General features: G+C 42.7%; 11 protein-coding genes. 6 read left to right on the top strand and 5 right to left on the bottom strand.

The features are described from left to right. Positions 1-4: 4 nt before the first annotated feature. From ACMVDV_RS19495 to ACMVDV_RS19485, 3 genes are read right to left on the bottom strand one after another with little or no spacing between them, the layout of a single operon-like run. Positions 5-964: a sugar kinase gene (locus ACMVDV_RS19495; protein WP_416159314.1), complete on the bottom strand. Its 960-nt coding sequence runs from the start codon at positions 962-964 to the stop codon at positions 5-7. Continuing rightward, complete coding sequence (locus ACMVDV_RS19490) at positions 965-2,452, bottom strand: UxaA family hydrolase (protein WP_416159313.1); 1,488 nt, start codon at positions 2,450-2,452, stop codon at positions 965-967. Between the two features lies 1 nt (position 2,453). Beyond that, complete coding sequence (locus ACMVDV_RS19485) at positions 2,454-3,911, bottom strand: tagaturonate reductase (RefSeq protein WP_416159312.1); 1,458 nt, start codon at positions 3,909-3,911, stop codon at positions 2,454-2,456. Positions 3,912-4,094: 183 nt separating this feature from the next. On the opposite strand from ACMVDV_RS19485, the gene ACMVDV_RS19480 reads away from it, so the two are divergent. The 6 genes from ACMVDV_RS19480 (at position 4,095) to ACMVDV_RS19455 (ending at position 9,753) form a co-directional block, all read left to right on the top strand. Next, positions 4,095-4,859, top strand: coding sequence for an SDR family oxidoreductase (locus tag ACMVDV_RS19480; RefSeq protein ID WP_416159311.1), 765 nt, complete (start codon positions 4,095-4,097; stop codon positions 4,857-4,859). A 23-nt stretch (positions 4,860-4,882) separates the two neighbouring features. Beyond that, positions 4,883-5,725 (top strand): 5-dehydro-4-deoxy-D-glucuronate isomerase, encoded by an 843-nt coding sequence (gene kduI / locus ACMVDV_RS19475; protein ID WP_416159310.1) that lies wholly within the window; start codon positions 4,883-4,885, stop codon positions 5,723-5,725. 41 nt (positions 5,726-5,766) lie between these two features. Beyond that, positions 5,767-6,744: a TRAP transporter substrate-binding protein gene (locus tag ACMVDV_RS19470; RefSeq protein WP_304185783.1), complete on the top strand. Its 978-nt coding sequence runs from the start codon at positions 5,767-5,769 to the stop codon at positions 6,742-6,744. Between the two features lie 9 nt (positions 6,745-6,753). Next, a complete protein-coding gene (locus ACMVDV_RS19465; RefSeq protein ID WP_416159309.1) occupies positions 6,754-7,242 on the top strand; it encodes a TRAP transporter small permease in 489 nt (162 codons plus the stop codon). Further along, entirely contained in the window at positions 7,242-8,543 is a 1,302-nt protein-coding gene (locus tag ACMVDV_RS19460) for a TRAP transporter large permease (protein ID WP_416159308.1), read from the top strand. Before ACMVDV_RS19465 ends, ACMVDV_RS19460 begins: the two co-directional genes overlap by 1 nt. 190 nt (positions 8,544-8,733) lie before the next feature. Continuing rightward, complete coding sequence (locus ACMVDV_RS19455) at positions 8,734-9,753, top strand: LacI family DNA-binding transcriptional regulator (RefSeq protein WP_416159307.1); 1,020 nt, start codon at positions 8,734-8,736, stop codon at positions 9,751-9,753. A gap of 332 nt (positions 9,754-10,085) precedes the next feature. On the opposite strand, the gene ACMVDV_RS19450 is transcribed toward ACMVDV_RS19455, so the two are convergent. Both ACMVDV_RS19450 and ACMVDV_RS19445 read right to left on the bottom strand, forming a co-directional pair. Further along, entirely contained in the window at positions 10,086-16,256 is a 6,171-nt protein-coding gene (locus ACMVDV_RS19450; protein ID WP_416159306.1) for a pectate lyase, read from the bottom strand. Positions 16,257-16,337: 81 nt separating this feature from the next. Beyond that, positions 16,338-19,307 carry a TonB-dependent receptor gene (locus ACMVDV_RS19445; RefSeq protein ID WP_416159305.1) on the bottom strand — a complete coding sequence of 990 codons (2,970 nt, stop codon included), beginning with the start codon at positions 19,305-19,307 and terminating at the stop codon, positions 16,338-16,340. Between the last annotated feature and the right edge of the window lie 134 nt (positions 19,308-19,441).

Genomic DNA, 19,441 nt, shown 5'->3' with positions numbered 1-19,441 from the left:
AGTGTTACTTATTTTCTATGGTATTTTTTATTGCTGGGGTGTCTATCTTAACAATAGCACCACGTTGTTGGATCACTTGTGCGGCCAGTAAATTACCCGCTTGAGCACAGTGCTTTATAGGCTGCTCCGTTAGCCAATACGCTAAGAAACCGGCATTAAACGAGTCGCCGGCGGCGGTCGTGTCGATCACTTTTTCTACCGCGACAGTATTAAACAGCTCGACTGAAATGGCATTATCAGGGTGTTTTTTACTGTATTGGCAGCCATCCGCGCCGAGTTTTACAACGACCTCATGAGCGCCTTGTTGGTGCAAGCGTTCGGTACATTGCGCAACACTGCTATCTCCCCACAATTGTGCTTCATCGTCAAAGGTCACTAATGCTAAATCGGCCAGTGCATAGGCTTTATTATTGGCAAGGTGGCAGTGCATTTTGCTTAACCATAATGCAGGGCGGTAGTTGCTATCATAAATAATTTTTATCCCTTGCTGTTTTAGCTGCGCTAAATGGCTGAGTAAAGTATGGCAGTCTTGCTCCGATAAGATTGCCAGTGAGATCCCCGACAAATAAATAGCATCAACTTGAGCGAGCGCTGTAAGCACTTTATTAAAATCAGCATGTTGCACTAAATATTTAGCCGCTGAATCGCTGCGCCAATACTGAAAAGTACGCTCTCCAGATGCATCGTTTTGAATCATATACAAACCCGGTTGTTTGTTATGACTGAGTAGCACATTGTCGGTATTAATATGATGAGCTTGCCATTTTTCGATGAGGGCACGACTTAGTGGATCAGTGCCCATAGCACTGACGTAATTGACGTTTACTTCATTGCCTGCGAGTTTTTTTAAGTAAATGGCGGTATTCATGCTATCGCCGCCATAATTTTGCTGCATGGCAGTAAATGGTTGGCCGCTAAGCTCAACCATACATTCGCCAATAATTGCGATGGACTTAGGCGTCATTTATAACGTCACTCCTTTTTTCCAAATAGCGACTTCACGAATGTCGTTTATTTCATTGCAGGTGGGTTGGCCGTTTACAATGTTGACTAGCAGTTCAACAAACTCCCCGTGGACTTGCTCCATGGTGACATCGTTAATTAAAACGCCAGCGTCAAAATCTATCCAGCGTTTTTTCTTATTCGCCAGTTCTGAATTAGTGGCAATTTTTAACGTTGGCACAAATCCACCATAAGGCGTACCGCGGCCAGTGGTAAATAACACCATATGACAACCGGCAGCACCGAGTGCGCTGGTGGCAATCGGGTCGTTACCTGGTGCATCCAATAGATTTAATCCAGGTATTTGCAGGCGTTCACCATAGTGCAAAACCGCTTGTACTTTGCTGCTGCCGGCTTTTTGCGTACACCCTAACGATTTATCTTCTAAGGTAGTGATGCCGCCTTTTTTATTACCTGGCGACGGATTTTCATAAATCGGTTGATTATGAGCTTTGTAATAACCTTTAAAGTTATTCACCATGCTGACCAGCTTGTTAAAGGTCTCTTCATCTTTGCAGCGCGACATTAATAAGGTTTCAGCGCCAAACATTTCAGGCACTTCGGTCAGTACTGTGGTACCACCTTGGGCGATTAAATAATCCGAAAAATAACCGAGCATCGGATTCGCAGTGATACCAGACAAACCATCGCTGCCACCACATTCAAGGCCAAACTTTACTTCAGATAAAGTACCCGGTTGACGTTTATCTTGTTTTACTTGGGCATAAATTTGTTCAAGTAGCGCAACGCCTTCTTCAATTTCGTCATCGGCTTGTTGGGTGATCAAAAACTTAATGCGGCCTTCATCGTAATCCCCTAAGCCATCACGAAATGCCGGTAATTGATTATTTTCACAGCCTAAGCCAACGACTAAAGCGCCACCCGCATTTGGATGCAGTGCCATGTTTTGTAGCAGTATCCGTGTTGTGTCTAAATCATCGCCCAGCTGCGAGCAGCCAAACTGGTGAGGAAACGCATAAATGCCATCAATTTCTAATTGTGGATGACGAAGTTTAAACTCTTTGATCATTTGGTTGATCATGCCATTGACACAGCCTACCGTAGGGATCAGCCAGATTTCATTACGAATACCGACTTCGCCATTTTGACGACGGTAAAGGTTAACAGCAGGTGAAGGAGTTGCTTCACTTTGCTCAATAAATTCAGGAATATACTGGTATTCAAGCTCATCGTTAAGGGTGGTTTTAACGCAATGGGTATGCACCCAGCCGCCTTTTTGAATATGCTCTAGGGCAAAGCCAATTGGGGCGCCGTATTTAATAATATTCTCTTGTTTATTAATATCACGCAGCGCCACTTTATGGCCTTTATCAATGTTCTCATTGACTAAAATCTCTTCGCCATCAACGGGCAGTATTTCACCCGCAGTGATATTACGCATTGCAATAGCAACGTCATCGGTCGGATGTAGTTTAATTAATGCTTTCATATTATTGGCCTAACTGGTTAGTAAGCGTACTAGCTACACCTTCAGTGAGCATATTACGTAGGTGAGTTGTGACTGTACTGGTTAATTCTGGCAGCGTATTTAAATCACTTTCCCAATGCCATTTTGCGCCTAGCACTTGTTCAACAAGGGCCGTTAATGACAACGCATTGTTATCAAAGTCATGCCATAAGGTATTAAATAATTCTAACCATTGTGGTGCATCACTCAGTGCAATTGGCTGGTCATTACGCAGGCCTTTATACATTAAAATTTGCCCAGCAATAGCCAGTGCCATCATATTCGGTACTGCGTTATTTGTTGTTACATAGGTATGTAACTGCGGCAAAATTCGGGTCTTAAATTTAGTCATACTGTTGAGCGAAATAGCCAGTAATAAATGGCAAATATACGGATTTCTAAAGCGGTTCAATACATCATTGGCAAAGCGCTTTAATTCATCTTCCGGTAAATCAAGAGTGGGAATAATTTCAGCAAAAATTAATTGCGTTAAGTATTTTTCAAACAAAGGATCTGCCAACGCATCACCCACAGAATCAATGTTCGCCATGTAAGCCAGTGGCACTAAAGCCGTATGAGCACCATTTAAAATACCGACTTTTTGTTGCTTGTACGGTGAGATATCATCAACAATTTTTATATTCAGGTCACTGTTTTGCAAGCATAGCAATTCTGCAAGATGCTGCGGCCCTTGAATAACAAACAAGTGAAAGTACTCAGCGGTCACCATAAAGTTATCTAAGTAGCCTAATGATTCTTGCAGTTGTTGATGCTCATCACGTGGGAAGCCTGTCACAATGCGGTCAACTAAGCTTGAGCAAAAGTGGTTAGCCTCACTAAGCCAGTTTGTAAACGCCTCTGGTAGTTGCCAAAGTTGACAGTATTGAAACACGATTTCTTTGAGTTTCTCGCCGTTGTAGTCAATTAACTCGCAAGGGATGATCACCATGCCACTCTCAGCTGAGCCATTAAAGTGGTTAAAGCGATGGAATAGCCACTGCGTCAATTTTGCAGGGAATGCTTTAGCGGGCGCGTCACTGAGTTTATCTGTATCAATGTACTCAATACCGGCTTCAGTGGTATTTGAAAAAATAATTTTCAGATCAGGGTTTTCAGCCAGTGCCATATAACGGGGGAAGTCTTTATAAACTGGAATTTCTTCATTGATTGAACTAATGATACGGTGATCGGCGACTGTTTCACCTTGCTCATTTAAGCCACGAATAATAGTGGTATACAAGCCGTCTTGGACATTAAGTAAAGGAATTGCGTCGTAATCGATAGGGCGGATCACCGCAACACCGGCGTTAAGATCCGTTGTTTCATTGAGTTTATCAATTTGCCAATCGATAAAGGCACGCAAGAAATTTCCCTCACCGTATTGCATTATTTTTGTTGGGTATTTGTTTTTATTAAAGTTTTTTCTATTCAGTGCTTGCATAATATGAACCTATAAACGTTATATGGGCTGATTGATTGTTACATCTTAGCTATATTTGCCACCGGTGGCAAATAGTATTTGACAAACTGCCACCGGTAGCGAAGAATGGGTGTTAACAAGTTTAGCCAATTCGATTTACATTGAATTAGTAATTAAGCATAAATAAATTGATAGGAACTTAACATGACAGCCACTTTATTTGATCTCACTTCAAAAACAGCGCTGGTTACCGGTGCAAGCCGTGGACTGGGTCAGCAAATAGCATTGGGTTTAGCAGCTGCTGGTGCAAAGGTTATTTGCAGCAGTAGTAAAGAGCAAGGCTGCCAAACAACGTGTCAGATGATCCAAGACCGCGGTGGTGAGGCTTATGACTATGCCGCTGACTTAAGTGATGCAGATTCAGTTAACGCATTAGCAGTAACAGCCTTAGCAAACCATGGCGGTATTGATATTTTGGTTAATGTTGGTGGCACCATATTTCGCAGCCCTGCGGTGGATTATCCGTATGAGCAATGGCAGCACGTGATGAAAGTAAACCTTGATGCTAGCTTTTTATTAGCACAAGCGGTTGCGCCAAATATGATCAAACAAGGCTTTGGCAAAATAATTAATATTGCCTCGATGTTGTCATACAGCGGCGGCATGACAGTGCCAGCCTATACCGCCAGTAAACATGCAGTTGCGGGTCTTACTAAAGCATTAGCAAACGAATGGGCACAACACAATATTCAGGTCAATGCCATTGCCCCTGGTTATTTCAGAACTGATAACACCCAAGCTTTACAAGATGATGCCGCTCGCAATAGCGAAATTGAAAAGCGTATTCCTGCGGGGCGTTGGGGCGAAGCAGAAGACTTAATTGGTTCAGCCATCTTTTTATCATCAACAGCCAGTGACTATGTCAATGGCCATATTCTCGCGGTTGATGGTGGCTGGTTAGCACGATAATTTTTAATTTTAGGTAGCATGTTATGAGCACAGAAATAGAGTCACGTTATGCCGTCGGGCCAAATGAAGTTAAAGGCTATGACACCCAACAGTTAAGAGATGAGTTTTTGGTCGACAAACTCATGCAAGAGAACAGCATTTATTGGCTATACACTCACTATGAGCGTTTTATGGTGGGCAGTGCAGTACCAACCAGCACGTCACTTACGCTAGAAACCGTAGACAACTTAAAAGCTGCAAACTTTTTAACGGGTCGCGAACTCGGAGTAATAAATGTCGGTGGCAGCGGCACAGTAACTGCTGATGGCGAAGATTTTCAGCTTGGCTATAAAGATGCCTTGTATTTAGGTAAAGATACCAATGACGTGGTATTTAAAAGTCACGACAGCAAGAACCCAGCAAAGTTTTATCTCAATTCTGCGCCTGCCCATCATAAATACCCAAATAAGTTAGTAACGCGTGATGATGCCAATGTACTGCACTTAGGAGCACTTGAAACTTCAAATGAGCGCGATATTAACCAGATGCTGATCAATACCGTGGTGCAAACATGCCAATTACAAATGGGCTTAACTGAGCTAAAACCGGGCAGTGTTTGGAATACTATGCCTGCCCATCAACATGATCGCCGTAACGAAGTGTATTTTTATTTTGAACTGCCCGAGCAGCAAGCCGTGTGTCACTTTATGGGCGAGCCCACTGAAACTCGCCACATTTGGGTGCATAACGAGCAAGCTGTGGTGTCGCCGCCGTGGTCAATTCACTCAGGTGCTGGTACACAAAATTACAGTTTTATTTGGGGCATGGCAGGTGAAAACCTCGATTATGATGATATGGATAAATATCAACCGAGCGAGCTGAGATAATCAGCTCTTTTATGATCATATAGCGATAAGAAGAAATAATAATGAATAGAAATCTTCTCATAAAGATAATGCTGGTTTTGTCGTTATTTTTGCTTAGCAGTTGCAGCGATGACAAAAAAACAGTGCGATTAACCTTGGCGCATACACTCGATACCCGTCATGTGGTGCATCAAGCAATGGAATATATGGCTGAACGTTTGGCATTTTATTCCAATGACACAATGGAAATTGTCATCTACCCAGGCGGTCAATTAGGGTCTGAACGCGAACTCATTGAGTTATTACAAATAGGCAGTTTATCAATCACTAAAGTATCGGCAAGCCCGCTGGAAGGCTTTGTACCAGAGATGAAAGTGTTTGGTATTCCGTATTTATTTCGTGATAGCGAACATTTTTGGCGAGTGCTTAAAAGCGATTTAGGTACCGAGCTACTTAATAAAGTAAGTACTGCAAGACTCAAAGGGTTGGGTTATTACGATGCAGGCAGCCGCAGCTTTTATACTACTAATGGTGCGATTAATACCCCTGAAGATTTAATTGGCAAAAAAATTCGCGTGTTAAATAGCCCCACAGCCGTGGCAACAGTGCAAGCTTTAGGCGGCGCAGCAGCGCCGATTGCATGGGGTGAATTGTATGCTGCACTGCAACAAGGTGTAGTAGATGGCGCAGAGAATAATCCACCAAGCTATTACTTATCTCGTCATTACGAAATCGCTAAATATTATTCACTGGATGAACACACTTTCGTGCCAGATGTGATTTTAGCCAGTTTAGACGTGTGGAATTCGCTTAATAGTGAACAACAACAGTGGTTAAGCCAAGCGATGGCCGACTCAGTTGAGTATCAACGTTCACTGTGGCAAAACGCATCCGATGAAGCACTTAAAGCGGTGATTGCTGAGGGCGTACAAGTGACCTACCCAGATAAACAAGCGTTTCAAGATAAAGTGGCTGATTTTCATGCTTCGTTCGCTGATACAGCGGTTGCAGAGCATATTAAAAAAATAAAAAGCATGTAGAGGCACACAATGCGACAACTAAACACACACTTAAATCGCATCATCGAGCGATTACTGATTTTAGCCATGATAGCGATTGTAACCGTCGTTTGTTGGCAAGTTTTTTCACGGTTTATTTTACGAGCGCCCAGCTCATACACCGAAGAGTTAGCACGTTTTTTACTGATTTGGATCGGGGTGTTAGGCGCGTCCTATGCGTATCGCACTAAAGCCCACTTAGGGCTTGATCTGTTTTATCAAAAAATGATCCCGTCGCTTAGACATAAATGCTCATTTTTAATCGAAATCTGCGTGTTGTTCACTGCGTTAAGTATCTTGGTTTATGGCGGCAGTCGTTTAATGATGTTGAGCTTTGAATTAAAGCAAACGTCAGCAGCGCTTGAGATCAACATGGGTTATGTGTATATCGTGTTACCGCTGAGCGGGGTGCTGATAGTTATAAACTGCATTGAAAACTTAGTTAATTATGCACAGCAAACATTCAAGGAGCAAGCGTAATGGATTTAACGGCAATTGTATTAATCGTTTGTTTTTTTACTTTATTGTTTATTAATGTACCTATTTCTTTGTGTATTGCACTGTCAACATTAGCGGCGCTGTTAATGCACATCGACTTCACGCCTGCCACCACTACCATAGCTCAGCAAATGGCGGGGGGGATTGATAGCTTTGCATTACTGGCAATCCCGTTTTTTATTCTATCTGGGTTGATAATGGGCCAAGGCGGCATTGCTAAACGGCTAATTGAATGTGCGATGGCGATGATAGGCTTTTTACCCGGCGGCTTGGCACTGGTAAATGTAATGTCGTGCATGTTATTTGGTGCAATCTCAGGCTCTGCCGTTGCTGCAACTTCAGCGATTGGCAGTTTTATGGTGCCGGAGATGAAAAAACATGGCTACAGTGCCAGTTTTGCTGCAGCGGTAACGGCCAGTGCCGCTACTACGGGCATGTTAATACCACCGAGTAATATTTTAATTATCTATGCAATTGCCAGTGGTGGGGTGTCGATAGCGGCATTATTCATTGCCGGCTACTTACCTGGGATTTTAGTGGGGCTGGCGTTGATGATTGTTTGCGCTATTTACTCTATTCGCAACAACTACCCAGTAACAGCAAGACTGCCATTTAAGCTTGTGCTGGAAAAAATACTCGCTGCTTTGCCAAGCTTACTACTGATCTTTATTGTTATTGGCGGCATTATTGGCGGGGTATTTACCGCAACTGAAGCAGGCGCTATTGCCGTTATTTATGCTTTAGTACTGTCGGTATTTATCTACCGAGAAATCAATATAGCTGAAATGCCTGCTATATTACTGAAAGCCTGTGAAACAACCGCTATTGTAATGCTGATCATTGCCGCGTCGTCGGGCATGTCGTGGTTATTGTCGTACACCCATATTCCACAACTGGTCAGTGAGTTCTTTTTAACGCTCAGTGAAAACCCGTTATTAATTTTACTGCTGATCAACCTGATTCTGATTTTAGTTGGTGCGTTTATTGATATGACCCCAGCGGTGTTGATATTTACCCCAATATTTTTACCAGTAGCTGAGCAGCTTGGCATGTCACCCATTCAATTTGGTATTATGATTGTGTTAAATCTATCGATTGGCTTGGTTTCGCCACCGGTTGGCAGTGTACTGTTTGTCAGTTGTGCGGTGGCAAAAACGTCGTTGCATAAAATCATCAAACCAATGTTACCGCTGTATGCTGTGATGTTTCTGGTATTAATGTTAGTGACCTATGTACCTGCGATCAGTGAAACATTACCGCGCTTATTTGGTTTAATCGAGTAACTAACCTGAACTTGAGATAATTTATTTGTCAGCGTTTAGGTCAACTTAACCAAACAAATCTGTGATGGAGCTCAACAGCTCCATTTTTCTTTTAAATCAAAGTAGTCAATGTATAACAAGAGCTGACTAACTACTTCTATGGATCTACGGTTAGTGTTAAACTTTGCAATCATCCTAAATAGGAACTTTTATGTCAGTAACGATTAATGATGTAGCTAAGCTGTGCGGTGTTTCAAAGCGCACAGTTTCACGTGTGATCAACCGCTCTCCTGCTGTGGGTGAAGCGACGCGAGAGCGAGTGCTTAAAATTATCAGCGAAGTTGGTTTTTCTCCTGACAAACAAGCACGGGGGCTAGCATCTAGTCGTTCTTATTTATTAGGTTTAATTTATGATAACCCCGATGCACTGTATATTGATCAGGTGCAACGAGGCGCATTAAGCGTCTGCTCAGAACTTGGTTATGAGCTGGTTGTGCATCCTAGTTACTCTAAAAGTGCTGAATTTATTGATGATTGCCTGTCATTTATCTCGCGCTCTAAGCTTGATGGCGTGATTATTTTACCGCCAGTATCTGAAAACAAAGAGTTGGCTGCAGCAATTCGTGAAGCTGGTTGTCCGTATGTGCGTTTAGCATCGGTCGATTTAGACGATGCCGATAACATTGTGGTGTCTGATGAACGGGCGGCGATGAAAGAAATGGCCAGCTACTTGGTTGAACTGGGTCATAAAGACATTGGTTTTATTTCAGGTCCGCAAGTATATCGTTCTTCAATCGAACGCTTAGCCGGCTTTTTAGCTGAATTGCAACAATGTAATGTGCAATTGCCTTCACATCGCATCATTGAAGGTAAAAACAGTTACGAAAGCGGCATCGAGTGCGCGATGAGTTTATTAAACACTGAGCCACGCCCAACTGCCATTGTTGCTAATAATGATGAAATGGCGGCAGGGGTTTTGCGTGTTGCTAATAACCTCAATATCAAAGTACCAGAAGAGCTTTCGGTTGCTGGGTTTGATGATAATATTTTGGCTTCACGGATTATTCCATCGTTAACCACCATTCGCAGGCCGGTACAAAATATGGCGTGCTTAGCGGTGCAAAAGCTGATTAATAAAAGCCAATCGACACAAAGTGAAAGAATTAAATTAGATGACGTAGTCACGCCTTATTTAGTGAAACGTGAATCTACTAATAAATGTGCTAAATAGCCTAGATTAAATCTCCTTAATCTTTTGCTTACAGAGATACAATGCGCCTTACTACACAGTAGGGCGCTTTCTTTTTTAATATCTGGCACATTTTGAACGCCGCAAGTCCTGCCACGTTTGACTCTAATATCAATTTAAAAACTTTAATTTCATGATGCCCTAGCTCTTTAAGCGCAGCGCCTGTTAATCTCTTTGTGAATTATTCACTTAAAGGTCTTATTGCACAAAGAGAAAGGAATGATATGGATAAAAAAATCCCCTTGCTCTACAGAGCAAGGGGATTGGTAACTATCATATTGAGTGAAAGCAGCGCTTGGCTGCGCTCATTACAACTATTGAATGGTTATTTCATCCAATGTGATAGTGGCTTCACTTTCCGTTCTGATAGTGATGAATGAGGTAGCAGTGGCTACGAGTCCATCGACTGTGTAGGTTTGCCCAGGGACTAGGTCTTGAAGCTGTACTGAGTAGAACTTCGACGAACTACCGTGAATTGAATTCGCGCTACCAGAGGTGTTGTTATCTACATATATTTGGAAGTTCTTGGCGGTATTGCCTGTCACATCGGCGACCGTAAAGCTCACTTGATAGCTATTACTTAAATCCAGTAACCCCGTGGTGCTTGCATCTGCTGCGGTGGTACTCACCGCAGGGGTGGTATTAGCAATACTAATACGCGCACCTGTCATGGTTAATTGGCCTGCTGATACATCAATAGTGCCAGTGACACGATGAAACAGCGGGGTACCAGATCCAGCTAAGCCCGATAAGTCGCGATAACTATTACTAAAAAACTCGTCGGTATTCGCTGCGGCAAAATTTTCAGTAAATGGTAAACCTAGCGGCTGTTGCACCGGTGGCTCACTTGGCGCTGCAATGTCAGGAATGTCCAAATTGCTTTGATCAATTTTACCAATCCCCGCATGGGCAATTACATGCGCTTTAACATCCATGACTGGCGTCAAAGTATACTCATAAGGTGCTTGGTAAGAGCTTGTTGGCGTTATGCCCGAAGCCGTTACTTCTGCTGCCACATCACCATCAGCCACATCGCCCCAACTAACGCCTTCACCTAAGTAATTACCCGAGGTATTCCAATAACCAATTACTTTTGAGTAAAAAGAAACCACAGGGTTTTTAGTATGCTCAAAGTAGTTATTTTCAATATGTAGCTCTGCGCCCATCCGTGAGTTAATCGCACTAGAGGTGATATTGTTGTAATAGTTATTGAACAGATGACCTTGACCAAATCTAAATAATGGAACCCGCGAGACTATGTTTTCAAAACGGTTATGGTGAAAGGTAATATGGCGATTTTTATTGCTACTTGAGTCATCATCACTGTGACCATGTAATGAGGTTTTCCAACTATCGTGAATATAGTTATATGAAATGGTGATGTTTTCAGCACCCGATTTAGAATCAATTAAACCATCGTAATAGTCTTGATCAACATTTAACGATGAATAGAGTTCGTTATGATCGATCCAGATATTCGCGGTAGGTTTATTTTCATCACCTTCGATCGAAATACCATCTTTACCGCCGGTAAGTACTTCATGGATTTTTAAGTTTTGGATAATGATGTTATTAGCACGACGAATAGCAATGCCGATACCACTTAGCTCACCACGATCTGCCACACCGATGATGGAGATATTATCCATATCTTTAATTTCGATAGAAGAATTGTCACCGCCGCTGTTCGCATCAGTAATGACACCATCCACATAAATAGTTACTGGAACGCCTGATGATTTTGCTTGTGCTAAAGCCGATTTAAGCGCTGTGCCATTATCGACCGTTACCACAGTGCCTCCTGCGCCACCGGTTAGGTTAAAATTATAACCAGCAAAACCCAGATTATTATTCACCGGTGTTATTGCAACTGGCTCATCGGGTAATACTGGAATGGCAAGTGGTTCAGGTGTCCAACCTTGGCCATCGTTAAAGCTGGCAAAAATAGCGTTCCGGTCAAGTAAGTTAACCACATCGCTGTCTTGCATAATGTAACCGCCAACACGAGCACTTAAATCAAGGGCATTACCTGCTAAGTCCATGCTGCCATACTCGCGCCAGCCACTGGTGGCCGTTGCGATTTCAGGGTTTGGAGCCGGTTGACTGTTAACCCCTTGCACAGCCCAACCTGAGGTTGCAATGTGAGTGTCAAACTTATTATTGATAAGCGTAATGTTATCAAAATAGCTGTCGCTGCCCCCACTGCGTGCAATATAGGTTGAATTGTCTAACACATCATTGCCAATTGGGCCTGGGCCATGAGTAAAACGGTTATTTAAGAAGATAAAGCCAGGATCTGTTGGTACTGGCACGCGGGCTTGCAGTACATAGCCACCTGATGAGTCTTTAGTTGGATCACCGTCTTTCGAATCACCAATAGTGCGAATTTCACTGTCTTCAAATAATGCAGTAACTGGGTAACCCCAAATAAAGTCAACATTACCTGCAACTAAGCTATTGTAAAACCAAGTGTAACCTTTAAGTAATAGAGTATCTTGTTCACTGATAAAGCTGGCATTGTTAGCCACTAAGCGGCCATTACTATTAAAGTAAATCGTTTCAGCTTGGTTTGAATCAACCTTGTTACGCAAATGGGTGTTTTTCAATGTTAGGTTGTTGAGCACTAACATATCCGCACCTTCCACTAAAAATACACCACGACCACCGCCCGGTGTGCCTGAACCTACTGGCGCACTGCCACCAGAGCCACCATTGAGTGTTTCGTAGTTTTCATACTGAATAATGGTGTTTTCTTGGCTTTGCCCTTGTATTGTTACGTTATTTTTATTGCGTAAGAACAGCAACTCATTATAGATACCATCTTTGATAGAAATGGTGGTTTGCTCATCTTTAGCAAGGCTTGCCATTGCAAAGTTAAGTGCACCTTGCACGGTTCTAAAATCAGCGACACCGTCATCATCAACCAGTAGTTGGTTACCTGCAGGCGTTGTTACTTTAGTGGTGAACGTCCATTGACTGTTATCACCTAAGCCAACAAAATCAGCACCGTTTAGTTGTGCACCCAGTACCACATCATCACCAATGACAACACGATAGGTATGGCCATATTCAAGCACATTATTATGTGGCTTAATAGTTAAGGTATTACCTTCAATCGTGAGCGGGTAGTAATACACAGAGCGGACTTTATCTTGGCCAGTGTAGCCAATAACATCAATGTTCTTTCCAACCTTAAGTGTATCAACAAGGGTGTTGTCGTTTTGTTTATAAATACGTACTTCACCTAAACTGCCAAAGGTAGGGGCGTTATCAAAAGTAATTGATAGCTGGGTATCAACAAATTGGTTATCGCTAGCAATCGCTGGCATCACTTTATCTGTTAAGTCACCATAGTCAGCGGTTGGCATAACAAAGCCTTCTGCCACAGAGACTTTAATAGTACGCGTAATACTTGGATCTGAATCAGATACAAACGTGACAGTTGCATCACCTGCGGCAATCGGCGTGAGGGTGATCATATTTGCATCAATTGTAACGCTCACCACAGCGTCATTGCTTGATGTGACCGTGTAGGTATCGGCTGTAATTCCATCGTTTTTAATCGCTGTAACATTGATCAACAACGGATCCATAGTGGTACTGGTATCCCACGTCGGTTCTTTATAATCAAGGGTTAGCTGAATCGGCTTGATGCTAGGGTCGCCCACTTTTACATCATCAATCTCAAACGAGCGATTATTCGTAAACACACCAATTAAGCCTCGTGCGGTATAGCTGGTATCACTAGCCGTGCCCATTATTTCACCGTTCAAGTACACGGTAAGTTGATCATCAATCATCTCAAAGCGAGTGGTGTACCAAACGCCATCTTCAGTGGCGCCTTTCTCACCGAGTAAGATTGGTGATTTTGTTTGCACAGGACGCGCAATTGACCCTTCGCTACTCACGGCAACTTCCACTTGGGTGCTGCTTGATGAGTTTTGCACATTTAAGCCACCGGCATACCAGTTACCGGCATTTAAATAGCGTGCCATTAAGAAGATTTGCTTATTGGCCGTTGTAGAGTTCTGCCGTGGGCGAATTTTCGCTTCAACAAAGTAGTTGCCCGTCGCTGGCACGTTTGCCATAGCTTCTTCGGTGGCTAAAATAATTTCTCCACCGGCACCGCCTGCGGTGTAACGCATCATGTTATTGCCCATAATGTCGAGTACATCAAATTCACCCATTGGGGCTTCAGTGTTATCGGGCTTGGCTAAAATTTGCCAATTAGTTAAATCACCATTGGCAAAGTCATCGCAAAAATACAGTTCAGCTGCATCTGCGCAGCTAAATACCGATGGATCTTTAACATACTCAACTCTGAGGTTATTGATCACCACAGTGCCGCCTGTTTCGGTACGTAACTGTAAAAATGAGTTTTTCGTCGCAAGCTGCCCAGGTACTGTTAAAGTTTGACCAACAGTAAGCGAGTTGATCAATTCATTATAAAAACGTGAGTCATTACCATGGATTGATTTAGAGCTGCTAGATGTATTGTTATCCACATAAATTTGGAATTTATTATCACCTTCAGGGTCGCTTACACTGACAATATCCATCACCACTTGATATGGACGAGACAAATCCAACGCTCCACTGGTGGTGGTATCCGTTGCTGCGGTTTCAATATCTGGCGTAGTATTACCTAATGTGAAACGGCCACCATCGAGTTCTAAGCCGGTATCAATCACAGTGACTGAGCCGCCTGTTTTGCTAAACATTGGGATTTCAGCGCCGTTAGCATCAATAATTTTTTGATGATCAACAGAGAAAATATCCGCAGTAAGCGCGGTAAAGTCAGTGGTGATTGGTAATTCTACTGTTGGGATCTCACCTTCTACAGGAGGGTCAATGGGTGGCTCAACAGGTGGTTCAACATCTGGCACATCCGTAGCGACAGTTTCAATGGTTAAATTGTCAATGACCATCATGGCAGCTGAATCAGTGCGTATTTGAAAGTACGAATTTTTAATATCTGGGTTTAAAATACCCCGTGCATCGACATGAGTGAGATCGGCACCGGTATTTACATCTTCACCTGGAATGTAGGTATAAGAAAACCGTTTACCCGCAGGGGTGTTGGTTTCATTTATATCTTTGCCGTAAAACTTAGAGGCACCGCCATGCACTGAGTTACTTTGACTGGCGGTATTATTATCAACATACAGCGAAAGACCACCAGCACCGTTGTGAGCAATCACATCAAAGCTCAGGGTAAAGCCTTCACTTAAATTATAAATACCCACACCTGAGTTATCAGCCGCTGTTGATTCTTTGCCGGGCAGGGTATTACCGATGGTAATACGATCGCCTTCAAGAATTAGTTGGCCTGCTACATCATCAATTTCTGCGCTACCACCACTTTTAAAATATAGCGGACCGCTACCTTGCTCAGCCGATAAGCTTTTATAGCTTGATGAGAAAAATGTCTCAGTGTCAGTATCAAATTCTTCAATTAAGGCTAATCCTGCTTGCTCTGCGAGATCATTAAGCTTAATGAGTTCTTCCTGCGCTTGCTGCTCGGAGAACACTAAAATATTGTTTTTAGCATCATCATTACTATCACAAGTCAACACCAGTGTTGCCAATGCGCTTACATCGCTGGTGGCACAAACACTGTAGCTATTATTAACCGTATTATGTGAGCGAGAAATAATATACTCAGTGGTAGCAGACTCGCCTTCACCTGAGGTCAGTGCAAGTACACGGTTACCGAATAAAAACGCATAACTGCCTGTTACAGTTTCGCTGCCATCGACAACTTGGCTGAATGTACCGCTAAGGTTTGCTTCATCAACGGGCGTTAATATCAACTGTGCAATAGTTGCCTCGCTGCCTTGCACTAATGGGTTGTATAATGTTCCGCTAAAATCGGCAGTATTAAATGCTAAGGGTTGGGTGCTGTTGTATTGTTCAAAAATAAAATCAACAAAGTGCACAATAGCTTGATCAGCTGGAATTAAGCTACTGTTAACAGAGCCTGCATCAGCGAGCCAGGCATTAACGTTAGCCTCAAACTCATCGCTACTAAAATAATCAGTAACCGTTTGTCCTTCACCAAGCGTCATCTGCGCCGCTTGGGCTGCTTGCGCGCTAATGGTGATGCCATTACTTGGATCACCATCAACATCGAGTGACTGCAATAAACGTAAGCTATTAATAACCGCAGGATGAAACACGGTATCGGTTGAAAATACCGCGAGTGGGGTAAGCACATTTGCTGCGGCAACCGTAGGGAAGGTAAGCGCACCGATAGAAAAATCGACAGCTTCACCTCTATAGTAATCGAACTGTCCGTCAGCTGTGGTTACGCCATTGGTTACCGAGGGGCTATTATAGGTTAAACCAGCCACTGGGCTGTCAACAAACACCCCTTGAATAGGTGGCAATGGGGCTTCTTTGACATTGATAGAACTTTCTTCACCGCAGCCTGCTAAGATCGCGGTGAGCAGCAAACACGATGGTATTTTTATTGTATTATTCATGCATCCCTCCAAGGATGAAAGCGCGTCATTTACGCGTTAATTGTGTGTGAAATTAACGTTTTTTTTATTACTCGTTGATTGTTAATAAAACTTATAATTCATACCCAACTGGAACGTGCGGCCATAATCCTCACGTTGGTAAAGGATCTCGCCCCCAGATAAATCATTACCTTTGAAGTAACGTAAATCCGCTTCATCGGTTAAGTTAATGGCATCAAAGTACACGCTGAGGCTTTTTGTGAAGTCATATTTGACTTTCATATCAAAGGTTAAAATATCGTCTTGATAGATATCTGCCCATGATTTACATGATTTGGGATCTGCTACCGAGGCAGTAGCAGGACAAGAGCCAACTTCTTCAAGAATATCCGAGCGGTAATTACTAATTAGGCGGAACGAGAAAGTTTCATCTTCCCAACCCACAGCAACATTACCGGTAATATCTGCTTGGCCTGGTAGCTGCATTTTGTCTTGTCGTATCGTGGCGTCGAGTTCGGCTTCACTTTTTACAAAGGTCATATTACTTTGCCAAAATAAGCCATTTTCGAAGAACTGGTTGTAACTAAGTTCAATCCCGTAAACGGTGGCTTTATCACCATTGAGGGTTATATCAACCTGATTTAGAGCAAGATCTTGAGGAATTGCAAAATCAGATACTTGGTTTACAGGTAAAGTAAGCGGTAATTCATCAATACTCATTTGAATACCGGTGACATCCACGATGAAGTTATCGATATTTTTGTAAAATACTGCTGCTTCCATAAATAACTCTTTGGATGGATACCAGCCAAATGAGGCATCAAAGTTATCTGAGGTCATTGCCACTAAGTTTGGATTACCTACTTGTAGCGCATTGTCAGGCCCTAAAATATAGCCTTGTAAATCAATGGCACTTTGCCCGTCGGGGGTGCTGTAGCATTCGTTGGTTGTTGGATCACATAGGCTAATATCACTATCAAAACGTGCATAACCACGGGCTTGTTTAAACGAAGGGCGGGTATAACTAGTCCACAGTGATGTACGCACTAACATTTCAGGATTCGGTTCGTAGCGCAGATGCATACTTGGAAAAAATTCACTGTAGGTAATAGATGCTTCAGGTAAAGGCACCGAAATATCTAAGGTGTGATCACCGCCAAAATCCCAATCATCATTTGATAATGACATATAGCCAGTTGATGAAAACTCGGTATGTGCATAGCGTACACCGGTGATTACACTAACTTGTTCTGATAGCTGCAGCTCGGCCATAATATAGGCAGCGTAGGTATCTTCGTATAAGGTATAGTCCTCTTTGGTACTGTCGATTGATACCTCGCCACCGGTGGCACTTTCGCGTGTGATTTTAGTTGAATCAACTATGTACTCAAGGTCATCTTTACTAACAAAAGGGTAGTTAAATAAGCCACCCTCAGGCACCCCATAGTTGTAATCTGTAACATTTGAGTTGGCGACGGTAATACAGGTTTCATCTGTGCCGCAGTCGAGTGGATTTATTGCATAGCTCCAGCGATCTTTATCTCGGAAATGTTCGCGTTCATTATAAGTACCACCAAACTTGATGAAATTCAGGTACTCAAAATCAAAGTCTTTTTGGATATTTAACTTGATACTGGTGACTTCATCCGTACGAACACTGTCTTCCATAAATAAGTTGTCGTATTCCATATTTGATAAATCGCTGATGTCACCATCGGCTTCACCGGCAAAAACATCATTGTCTGGATCTAACGCAAAACCACCTAAGGCAGCGGCTTCTTCTGGAGTAAGCACCTGCGCAACAATATTATTTTTACTGCCTTGACCGTAGACAATATTTTCGCGCTCACGAAATTGCACTCGGCGATCGCCTACTGATTTATCATCTGTTTTAGAATATGCATATTCATAATCAACCCGCCATGTATCGGTAATATAGTTTTCACCGCCAAAGCTGTAGTTAGTCGTGGTCGTTTCACCTTCTTGGACAAAATACTGATTAAATACATCGATATCAGACAGAGCAAACTCTTTTGTATCAGCATTTACATAGATAATTTCATCTGCTTGGTCGCCATTATAAAAGTTATAAAACTCTCTTTGCGCGATGTCATCATCGGTGTAATTTGAGTAGTTACCGCGAATGTAATAAAAGCTGTCTGCGGTGGGCTTAAATTCTACATTTAGGGTTGCGGTGGTACGTGTTCTATCGGCAATTTCACGGCGGTTTTCAAGTTGCGCGGGGATCAATATTTCTGGTGCAACACTGAGCTCCTCTTCACTGAGGCCAATCCCGCCTTTTAAAAAGTTTAACTCGCGGGTGCTATGATGGCGTGCTTCATCTACTTGGGTTTTCCTATCTTCATAAGAAAGAGCAAAACCAACGCCAATTTTTTCATCTAAAAATAGCTGGGTACCATCAATGCTAAACTTTGGCGATTGCTCTTCGCGTAATTCACTGTATGAATCTTGTAGCTTCATTTTTAGAGTGTTTTTGCCACGATCATACGCAGAGATGGCTTTAACATTTACTGCACCACCAATTGAATTGAGGTTCATATCTGGGGTAAGGGTTTTAAATACTTCAATGGCACCAAGTGAATCACTGGTGATGCCATCTAGGCCTATTTTACGATCATCCCCCGCACCAGAGAGTTCTGCACCATTCATACTCACAGATACAAATTTAGGCCCTAAACCACGCACCGCAATGTATTTTCCTTCACCTTCGCTGCGCTCTAAAGTGACACCGGGAATACGACGCAGTGACTCTGCGACATTTTGGTCAACAAAGTTGCCCATATCATCCGTGGCAATCACCGAACTAAAGGCTTTAGCATCACGCTCCATGGCGCGTGCTTTCAAATCGGCTTGATAGACACCGGTTACAGCTATAATTTCTATATCATCTTCAGCAACTTGGGCTGCTTTTTTTGATTCTTGTTCGGCATCAGCTGTGGCTTGTTGTGTATTATTATCAAGCTTTGGCTGTGCAGGATCGGCTGTTTGTGCATAAAGTGGCATTGCAACCATTAATGCTGCAGCGATCGCGCTTAATCTCATGCTTTTCATCTTTATTCCTTTTTCAGGCTTATAATTGTGTGTGCAAGTTATGCGATTCCCGTTGATTTTAATCCCAACTTGCCACCGGTGGCAAAATGGAATAACATGAAGTTAACACTGTATTAATGAAACTGTCAATTTAC

The organism is Pseudoalteromonas sp. ASV78, from assembly GCF_047806705.1.
In the GTDB taxonomy this organism is placed as follows: domain Bacteria; phylum Pseudomonadota; class Gammaproteobacteria; order Enterobacterales; family Alteromonadaceae; genus Pseudoalteromonas; species Pseudoalteromonas prydzensis_A.
This window is presented reverse-complemented; position numbering and strand designations above follow the sequence as displayed.

Excerpts from the sequence above, each read along its gene's own strand:
- ACMVDV_RS19495 (WP_416159314.1), bottom strand. The coding sequence starts at position 964 with ATGACGCCTAAGTCCATCGCAATTATTGGCGAATGTATGGTTGAGCTT.
- ACMVDV_RS19490 (WP_416159313.1), bottom strand. The coding sequence starts at position 2,452 with ATGAAAGCATTAATTAAACTACATCCGACCGATGACGTTGCTATTGCA.
- ACMVDV_RS19485 (WP_416159312.1), bottom strand. The coding sequence starts at position 3,911 with ATGCAAGCACTGAATAGAAAAAACTTTAATAAAAACAAATACCCAACA.
- ACMVDV_RS19480 (WP_416159311.1), top strand. The coding sequence starts at position 4,095 with ATGACAGCCACTTTATTTGATCTCACTTCAAAAACAGCGCTGGTTACC.
- kduI (WP_416159310.1), top strand. The coding sequence starts at position 4,883 with ATGAGCACAGAAATAGAGTCACGTTATGCCGTCGGGCCAAATGAAGTT.
- ACMVDV_RS19470 (WP_304185783.1), top strand. The coding sequence starts at position 5,767 with ATGAATAGAAATCTTCTCATAAAGATAATGCTGGTTTTGTCGTTATTT.
- ACMVDV_RS19465 (WP_416159309.1), top strand. The coding sequence starts at position 6,754 with ATGCGACAACTAAACACACACTTAAATCGCATCATCGAGCGATTACTG.
- ACMVDV_RS19460 (WP_416159308.1), top strand. The coding sequence starts at position 7,242 with ATGGATTTAACGGCAATTGTATTAATCGTTTGTTTTTTTACTTTATTG.
- ACMVDV_RS19455 (WP_416159307.1), top strand. The coding sequence starts at position 8,734 with ATGTCAGTAACGATTAATGATGTAGCTAAGCTGTGCGGTGTTTCAAAG.
- ACMVDV_RS19450 (WP_416159306.1), bottom strand. The coding sequence starts at position 16,256 with ATGAATAATACAATAAAAATACCATCGTGTTTGCTGCTCACCGCGATC.
- ACMVDV_RS19445 (WP_416159305.1), bottom strand. The coding sequence starts at position 19,307 with ATGAAAAGCATGAGATTAAGCGCGATCGCTGCAGCATTAATGGTTGCA.